The 6,844-nt window shown below is 65.4% G+C and carries 8 protein-coding genes and 1 tRNA gene; 4 read left to right on the top strand and 5 right to left on the bottom strand.

Translation table 11 applies throughout. The features are described 5' to 3' along the window. Positions 1–740: energy-coupling factor ABC transporter ATP-binding protein (locus Q4E95_RS07935; RefSeq protein ID WP_303382787.1), on the bottom strand; the 740-nt coding region annotated here is incomplete at its 3' end. A 3-nt stretch (positions 741–743) separates the two neighbouring features. Then, positions 744–1,376, bottom strand: a complete 633-nt coding sequence (locus tag Q4E95_RS07930) for a biotin transporter BioY (protein ID WP_303382786.1) — start codon at positions 1,374–1,376, stop codon at positions 744–746. A 112-nt stretch (positions 1,377–1,488) separates the two neighbouring features. On the opposite strand from Q4E95_RS07930, the gene Q4E95_RS07925 reads away from it, so the two are divergent. Next, the gene (locus tag Q4E95_RS07925) at positions 1,489–3,087 is read left to right on the top strand and encodes an ABC-F family ATP-binding cassette domain-containing protein (protein WP_303382785.1); all 1,599 of its coding nucleotides are present in this window, start codon (positions 1,489–1,491) and stop codon (positions 3,085–3,087) included. Positions 3,088–3,090: 3 nt separating this feature from the next. Here the strand turns inward: Q4E95_RS07925 and Q4E95_RS07920 are convergent, their stop codons facing one another. From Q4E95_RS07920 to Q4E95_RS07910, 3 genes are read right to left on the bottom strand one after another with little or no spacing between them, the layout of a single operon-like run. Then, positions 3,091–4,062 carry an SURF1 family protein gene (locus tag Q4E95_RS07920; RefSeq protein ID WP_303382784.1) on the bottom strand — a complete coding sequence of 324 codons (972 nt, stop codon included), beginning with the start codon at positions 4,060–4,062 and terminating at the stop codon, positions 3,091–3,093. Next, a complete protein-coding gene (locus Q4E95_RS07915; protein ID WP_303382783.1) occupies positions 4,062–4,343 on the bottom strand; it encodes a hypothetical protein in 282 nt (93 codons plus the stop codon). Before Q4E95_RS07915 ends, Q4E95_RS07920 begins: the two co-directional genes overlap by 1 nt. 55 nt (positions 4,344–4,398) lie before the next feature. Beyond that, the gene (locus Q4E95_RS07910; RefSeq protein WP_303382782.1) at positions 4,399–4,818 is read right to left on the bottom strand and encodes a DUF3099 domain-containing protein; all 420 of its coding nucleotides are present in this window, start codon (positions 4,816–4,818) and stop codon (positions 4,399–4,401) included. A gap of 232 nt (positions 4,819–5,050) precedes the next feature. Here Q4E95_RS07910 and Q4E95_RS07905 point away from each other — a divergent pair, with 232 nt between their 5' ends. From Q4E95_RS07905 to Q4E95_RS07895, 3 genes are all read left to right on the top strand, one after another. Continuing rightward, entirely contained in the window at positions 5,051–5,782 is a 732-nt protein-coding gene (locus tag Q4E95_RS07905; protein WP_303382781.1) for a beta-ketoacyl-ACP reductase, read from the top strand. 46 nt (positions 5,783–5,828) lie between these two features. Beyond that, positions 5,829–6,584: an SDR family oxidoreductase gene (locus Q4E95_RS07900; protein WP_303382780.1), complete on the top strand. Its 756-nt coding sequence runs from the start codon at positions 5,829–5,831 to the stop codon at positions 6,582–6,584. A gap of 170 nt (positions 6,585–6,754) precedes the next feature. Continuing rightward, a tRNA-Leu gene (locus Q4E95_RS07895) sits at positions 6,755–6,840 on the top strand. Positions 6,841–6,844 lie beyond the last annotated feature (4 nt).

Genomic DNA, 6,844 nt, shown 5'->3' with positions numbered 1-6,844 from the left:
CACCAGCTCTTGTACCGGGGAATCATCTCGGCCGGCGGACCCTGGGCAATGATGCGACTCTCATGCACCACGGCCACGTGTTGAGCGGTGGCGGCGAGGTCCAGGTCGTGGGTGCTGATGAGTTGCTGTTGCCCCAGGTCGTCGAGCATGTCGATGAGTTTGAGCTGGTTGCGCAGATCCAACAGTGTGGTGGGCTCGTCCAGGATCAGCACCTGTGGTTCGGCGGCGAGGACGGCCGCCAGCGCCACGAGTTGCCGCTCGCCCCCGGAGAGATCGAACACACTGTGGTGGGCACGGTGCTCCAGCCCCATCCGCATCAACCAGTCGCGGGCTTTCTCCGTGCGTTCGTGCCGGTTGGGCACGTGGCGGCGCAGGGACAGTTCGATGTCCTCGATCGGGGTGGGCATCAGGATCTGGGATGCGGGGTCCGTGAACACGAATCCCACGGCCGCGCGGGCTTCGCGGGGAAAGGCCACCGGATCAATGCTGTTGACCCGCACCACCCCCGACTGCGGTACCACCAGGGCGTTGAACAAGCGCAGCAGCGTGGATTTGCCGGAGCCGTTGAGCCCGATCACCGCCGTGCGGGGATGAGTGAATTCGCAGCTGACACGGTCCAGCACGGTGAACGGGCCCGCGGGAGAGTCCACGGTGAGGCTCACGTTGGCGCAGTACAGCGACCCCGGGGATGCGTGGGGCACCAAGGGGTCGTAATGGGAAGATCCGGAGGTACGGGCCATGTACTAGAGAACGGCTCCGGCCATGCGCGGGAAGGCACGGTGCACGGCCACGGCAATCAGCGCGGCGGCAGCGGCTTTGATCAGGTCACCGGGGATGAACGCCAGGTCAGCGATCACCGCGGCGTTGAGGCTCAGGCCGCCCACCAGCATCATGCCGATAATGCCCAGCACGTGAGACAGGATCAGCCCGGCCACACCGGCCAGGAAGAGCTTGAGACCCAGCCCGCGGCGCTTGTCGGGCGTGGCGGAGGTGGAGCCGGCGCGGCGTCGTACGTGTTCCTCACGCACGGACCGGTGGGCCAGGAACCCGACCAGGGCGGCGGCGAGCGGGAACGAGAGCAGGTATCCGACCGAAGGGCCGGCCAGCACGCCCGGCCCGCCCACGAAACCGGCGAAGATCGGCACGCCCAACAGTCCGACCACCACGTACAGCGCAATGGCCAGGAACGCGCGCCAGCCACCCAGGATCATGCCGGTGAGGAACACGGCGAGCGTCTGCAGTGTGATGGGCACCCCGAGCGCGCCCACGGGAATGGCCGGGGCCAACGCCAGAACACTGGTCAGCGCGGCGAAAACCGCGATGTTGGCCAGGTCGAACGAGTTGATTTTTCGGGGGGAACCTGTGGTTTCGCTCATGTTCACGGAGTCTAGTTCAGCCAGCGCCTCACCGCGGCTAGACTGGGTCGGTGCCCCGCAGGTTCGGGGCATCTCGTTTGCCCCCTCATGTCTTCGGAAAGGCCTCTCCCTCTTGATCACCGTTACAAACCTCGAATTGCGCGCCGGAGCTCGCCTGCTCATGGACGAAGTGAATTTCCGGGTGGATCGAGGGGACAAGGTCGGCCTGGTGGGCCGCAACGGAGCGGGCAAGACCACCATGACCAAGGTCCTCGCGGGCCAGGCCCTGCCGGCCGCCGGTGAGGTGACCCGTTCGGGCACCATTGGCTACCTGCCCCAGGACCCCAAGGTCGATGACATGAACCAGCTCGCGCGCGACCGGATCCTCTCCGCCCGCGACCTCGCCGGGGTGACGGCCAAGCTGCGCCAGGCCGAGCAGGACATGGCTTCCGAGGACGACGCCGTGCGGTCCAAGGCCATGCGACGTTACGACCGCCTCGAGACCGAGTTCCTCGCCGGTGGCGGTTACGCCGCGGAGTCCGAGGCGGCCACCATTACGAGCAACCTGGACCTGCCCGGGCGCGTGCTCGAACAGCCGCTGCACACGCTTTCCGGTGGTCAACGCCGCCGTGTGGAGCTGGCCCGGATCCTCTTCTCGGACGCGGACATCATGCTCCTGGACGAGCCCACCAACCACTTGGATGCTGACTCCGTGGTGTGGCTGCGGGAGTTCCTGAAGAACTACCAGGGCGGCGTGCTCATGATCTCCCACGACGTGGAACTCATGAACATGGTGGTCAACAAGGTGCTCTACCTGGACGCCAACCGCTGCGTGATCGACGTGTACAACATGTCCTGGAAGAACTACTTGCAGCAGCGCGAACAGGACGAGGCCCGCCGCAAGCGCGAGCGTCAGAACGCGGAGAAGAAGGCCGGGGCCCTCATGGACCAGGCCAACAAGATGCGCGCCAAGGCCACCAAGGCCGTGGCCGCTCAGCAAATGATTCGCCGCGCCGAGCGCCTCATGGCGGGGCTTGAGGGTGAGCGCCAGCAGGACAAGGTGGCCGCGATCCGCTTCCCCAAACCCGCCGATTGCGGCAAGACCCCGCTCACCGCGGAGGGGTTGTCCAAGTCCTACGGCTCCCTGGAGATCTTCACGGACGTGGACCTCGCGATCGACCGCGGTTCCCGCGTGGTGGTGCTCGGGCTCAACGGTGCCGGTAAAACCACGCTGCTGCGCATGCTGGCCGGGCAGGCCCAACCGGACACCGGCGAGGTCATTGCCGGCCACGGGCTCAAGCTCGGTTACTTCGCCCAGGAGCACGACACCCTGGACACCGGCCGCACGGTGCTGGAAAACATGAAGTCCGCCGCGCCGGAGCTTCAGGACACGCAGGTGCGCACCATCCTGGGGTCGTTCCTGTTCCAGGGCGACGACGTCGACAAGCCCGCCGGGGTGCTCTCCGGCGGTGAGAAGACGCGACTGGCGCTGGCCACACTGGTGGCGTCGTCGGCGAATGTGCTGCTGCTGGATGAGCCCACCAACAACCTGGACCCGGCCTCGCGCCGCGAGATCCTCAACGCCCTGCACAACTACGAGGGCGCCGTGGTTCTGGTGTCCCACGATGAGGGCGCGGTGGAAGCACTCGAACCCGAGCGCGTGGTCATGCTCCCGGACGGCATTGAGGACCTGTGGAGCCAGGAGTACCAGGACCTGATCTCGCTGGCCTGAGGCTCAGTTGCGCTGCGACTCGAGGGCGTCCAACAGGGCGTCCTCTTCGTCTTCGTTGGTCACGGTGTTGGAGCGGCGAGTCGTCTTGGGCCGGTACAGGGACTTGAGGTGGGCGGGCATGTCGTCCGCCATTTGGAGTTCGCGAATGATCAGTTCTTCGTCCACGTCTCCGGTGTAGTTGCCCTGGGCGTCGTAGTACTGGGCGAGTTTGCGTTCGACCTCGGCGGCGTAGGCGCGGTCCCATTCCTCGTTGCGCACGTGCTGGCGGGCGGCGTAGCCGAAGGCCACGAAGACCAAGAACGCGAACGCGAACCACTGCAGTGAGTAGGACAGGTGCGGGCCGTAGTTGATCTCGGGCTTGGCCGGAGCCGCGGGCCGCTCGGCCGCGGGCGGGTTCTCCGAGGCCAGCAGGCCATAACCCCCGGTGGCGATCGGGTATGTCAGGCGCTCGTTGAGTTGTTCGAGATCGATCGAGGCGATCTGGCCCTCGGGCGCGCCACGGTCCACGGCGACCTCTCCCGGACGTAGCCGCACCGTTGCGGTCACCTCGCCCGACGGCGGTTGGGGAACCACCCCGGGAAGGCCGTTGGCGCCGTCGCCGGTCGGGATCCAGCCGCGGTTGATGACCACGGTGCGACCGTCATCCGCGCGGAACGGAACAAGCACCTCGTAGCCCACGCGGCCGTCCTGGGGGCGGTTACGCACGAGTGTGGTGTCCTGGGGCAGGTACTGGCCCTCCAGGGTCACCGGCTGCCAGGTCTGGGTGTCGTCGTAGTCCGCGAACAAGGGGAGGCCCTCGGCGGCGCTGAGCGCGGGTGCGTCGTAGTTGTTCTCGATCTTGTCGTTCTCCGCCACCAGGTGATCGTTGCGGGACATCTGCCACTGGGCCAGGAACGCGCACACGATCGCGGCGACCACGCACATCATGAACCACGCGATCCAGGTGCCGGAGAAGAGGAAAGTGTATTTGCGCATCAGGATTGGTCCTCCGCGCCGGTGAAGGGCTCCACGGCCTTGAGGAAGTCACGCTGGGTCAGGAACTCACCCAGGTATTCGCGGTGTTCATCACAGGCGAGCCACACCTTGCGGCGCTCCGGGGCGTGGACCTTGGGGTTGTTCCACAGTAGTTGCCACGCGGCGTTGCGACCGCACCCGCGACGTGAGCATTGCGGAACCGCGGGGTGGTCCGTGGAGTTCGTGGCCGGTTTCGGGGAGCCCTCGTGGGGACTCAGGGAACCCAGCAGATCAAATTCCACGGTTCAACTACTCCTCGGTGTGACAGATGTTCGGTGCCCGGATGGCAACCGGGGCTCAATTGCGGGATGTACCCATCCGGTTATACGTGATCGCCTTGGGCGGTTCATGTGTGCGGAACTCGCCGTCCACGACCACCGTTTCCGGATTCTCGGGCTTGGCCTGAGTCTCGGCAACCGTGGGCAGTTCGATGCGCTGCGGTGGCCGGTAGTACGTGCTGGTGCGCTCGGAGCGGTCCGCGCCGCGGTTGGCCATCATCACGGCGATCCAGGGCAGTACTGCCGCACCAATACACAGCAGGACGCGCACCCACAGGATGTCGATGAAAACCACGCCAACGATGCACACGATGCGCAGACCCTGTTGGAGCGCGTACACCTTCATGCGGTGAGACATGTCCTGCGTGTGCGGACCCGCCGCCGAAGTAATCGAGTGAACTCCGGTGGCGTCTCGCGAAGGCGTGTGCGTGCGTGGCATGCTGAACAGATCCTTGGAAGTCATGGGCCGGAAAAACGCAGACGCATTATGGTGTCATGGGTTCCGGGGAGCGCGCTGAGCACTTCCCTTAATTGTCTCACCGTTGTGCCAACTCCCCAACCCATGGGGCCGAGTTCTGTGGGTGTCCGGATAGGATGGCCTGTCAGTTCACTACTAGCGTGTTATCTGGCGTTGACCCTTGCCACGCCGTCGTTTCGAGGAAAGGTTCACCATGGCTGATCAGCCCACCACCGAAGGCGCCCGCACCGTACTGGTCACGGGCGGCAACCGCGGCATTGGCCGTGCCATTGCCGAGGCGTTCGTGGCCGCCGGTGACAACGTGGCGGTCACCTCGCGTTCCGGCGATGACGGGCCCGACGGCGCATTCACCGTCCAAGCGGACGTCACCGATTCCGCGTCCGTGGACACCGCGTTCAAGCAGATCGAAGAAAAGTTCGGTCCCGTGGAGGTCTTGGTGGCCAACGCCGGCGTCACCAAGGACACCCTGCTGCTGCGCATGAAAGAAGCCGACTTTCAGGACGTCATCGACACCAACCTCACCGGCGCATTCCGCGTGGTGCAGCGCGCGACCAAGGGCTTCATGCGCTTGAAGAAGGGCCGGATCGTGCTGATCTCCTCCGTGGTCGGCTTTGTGGGCGCACCGGGTCAGGTCAACTACGCGTCATCCAAGGCGGGAATGGTGGGCATGGCCCGCGCCATCACCCGTGAGCTGGGTGCCCGCGGCGTGACCGCCAACGTGGTGGCCCCGGGCTATATCGAAACCGCCATGACCGACGCTCTCAGCGACGAGGTCAAGGCCGACTACCTGTCGATGATTCCGGCCCGCCGCTTCGGTAGGCCGGAGGAGATCGCGGAGACCGTTCGTTGGATCGCCTCCGACGCCGCCGCCTACATTTCCGGCGCCGTCATCCCCGTGGACGGTGGCCTGGTCATGGGACACTAACTCTCAAGACAATCTTGAACAGCGCAGCGCGACAAAGGAGAACCGCATGAGTTCAGTGGCAGGTAAAACCGTAGTGATTACGGGTTCCTCGCGAGGGGTGGGCGCAGACACCGCCAAGATTTTGGCGGGGGAGGGCGCGAACGTCGTCGTCAATTATCGCCAGAAGGCGCCCCGTGCCAACAAGGTGGTCAAGGACATCACCGAGGCCGGGGGCGCAGCAATCGCGGTCCAGGCCGACATGACCGACGTCGAGTCCCTGCGCGGTCTGTTGCAGGCCGGTGTGGACGAGTTCGGCGGGGTGGATATTTTGATCCTCAACGCCTCCGGCGGCATGGAATCGGGCATGGGCGAGGATTACGCGCTGCGCCTGAACCGTGATGCCCAGAACGACGCCCTGACCGAGGGTCTCAAGGTGCTTCCCGAGGGCGGCCGCGTGGTGTTCGTGACCAGCCACCAGGCGCACTTCATCAATGACGTGGAAACCATGCCGGAGTACGAGGCCGTGGCCAAGTCCAAGCGCGCCGGTGAGGACACCCTGACCGCGCGGGTGCCCGAGATGTCCGAGCGGGGCGTGAGCTTCGTGGTGGTCTCCGCGGACATGATCGAGGGCACCGTGACCGCCACTTTGCTCAACCGTGCTCGTCCCGGCGCGCTCGAAGAACGCCGCGAATCCGCCGGCAAGCTCTACTCGGTCAACGAGTTCGCCCAGGAGATCGCCAAGATGGTCTCCGCCGACGTGGAGACCGGTCACGTGGAGCTCGTGGGCGGTGCCGAGGACTTCCTGGCCCAGACCGGCAAGTAAGTCACCCGCGCTGTAGCTGTGCCGCCGGTCCGTTCTCACGGACCGGCGGCATGCTGCTTCCTGGGCCGGTCGGGTGTTTTCGAGTCTGGCTCTCGGATGTGATAAGTTACTTCTCGTTGCCAACGGCCACACGGGGTCCTCCGAGTCCTCGAATCGTGGTTGTGACACTCGCGCGGGTGGCGGAATAGGCAGACGCGCTAGCTTGAGGTGCTAGTCCTCGTATTAGAGGGTGGGGGTTCAAGTCCCCCCTCGCGCACAAA

The sequence above is a fragment of the Kocuria sp. genome, from assembly GCF_030536815.1.
In the GTDB taxonomy this organism is placed as follows: Bacteria; Actinomycetota; Actinomycetes; order Actinomycetales; family Micrococcaceae; genus Kocuria; species Kocuria gwangalliensis.
This window is presented reverse-complemented; position numbering and strand designations above follow the sequence as displayed.

Excerpts from the sequence above, each read along its gene's own strand:
- Q4E95_RS07910 (WP_303382782.1), bottom strand. The coding sequence starts at position 4,818 with ATGCCACGCACGCACACGCCTTCGCGAGACGCCACCGGAGTTCACTCG.
- Q4E95_RS07900 (WP_303382780.1), top strand. The coding sequence starts at position 5,829 with ATGAGTTCAGTGGCAGGTAAAACCGTAGTGATTACGGGTTCCTCGCGA.
- Q4E95_RS07930 (WP_303382786.1), bottom strand. The coding sequence starts at position 1,376 with ATGAGCGAAACCACAGGTTCCCCCCGAAAAATCAACTCGTTCGACCTG.
- Q4E95_RS07920 (WP_303382784.1), bottom strand. The coding sequence starts at position 4,062 with ATGCGCAAATACACTTTCCTCTTCTCCGGCACCTGGATCGCGTGGTTC.
- Q4E95_RS07905 (WP_303382781.1), top strand. The coding sequence starts at position 5,051 with ATGGCTGATCAGCCCACCACCGAAGGCGCCCGCACCGTACTGGTCACG.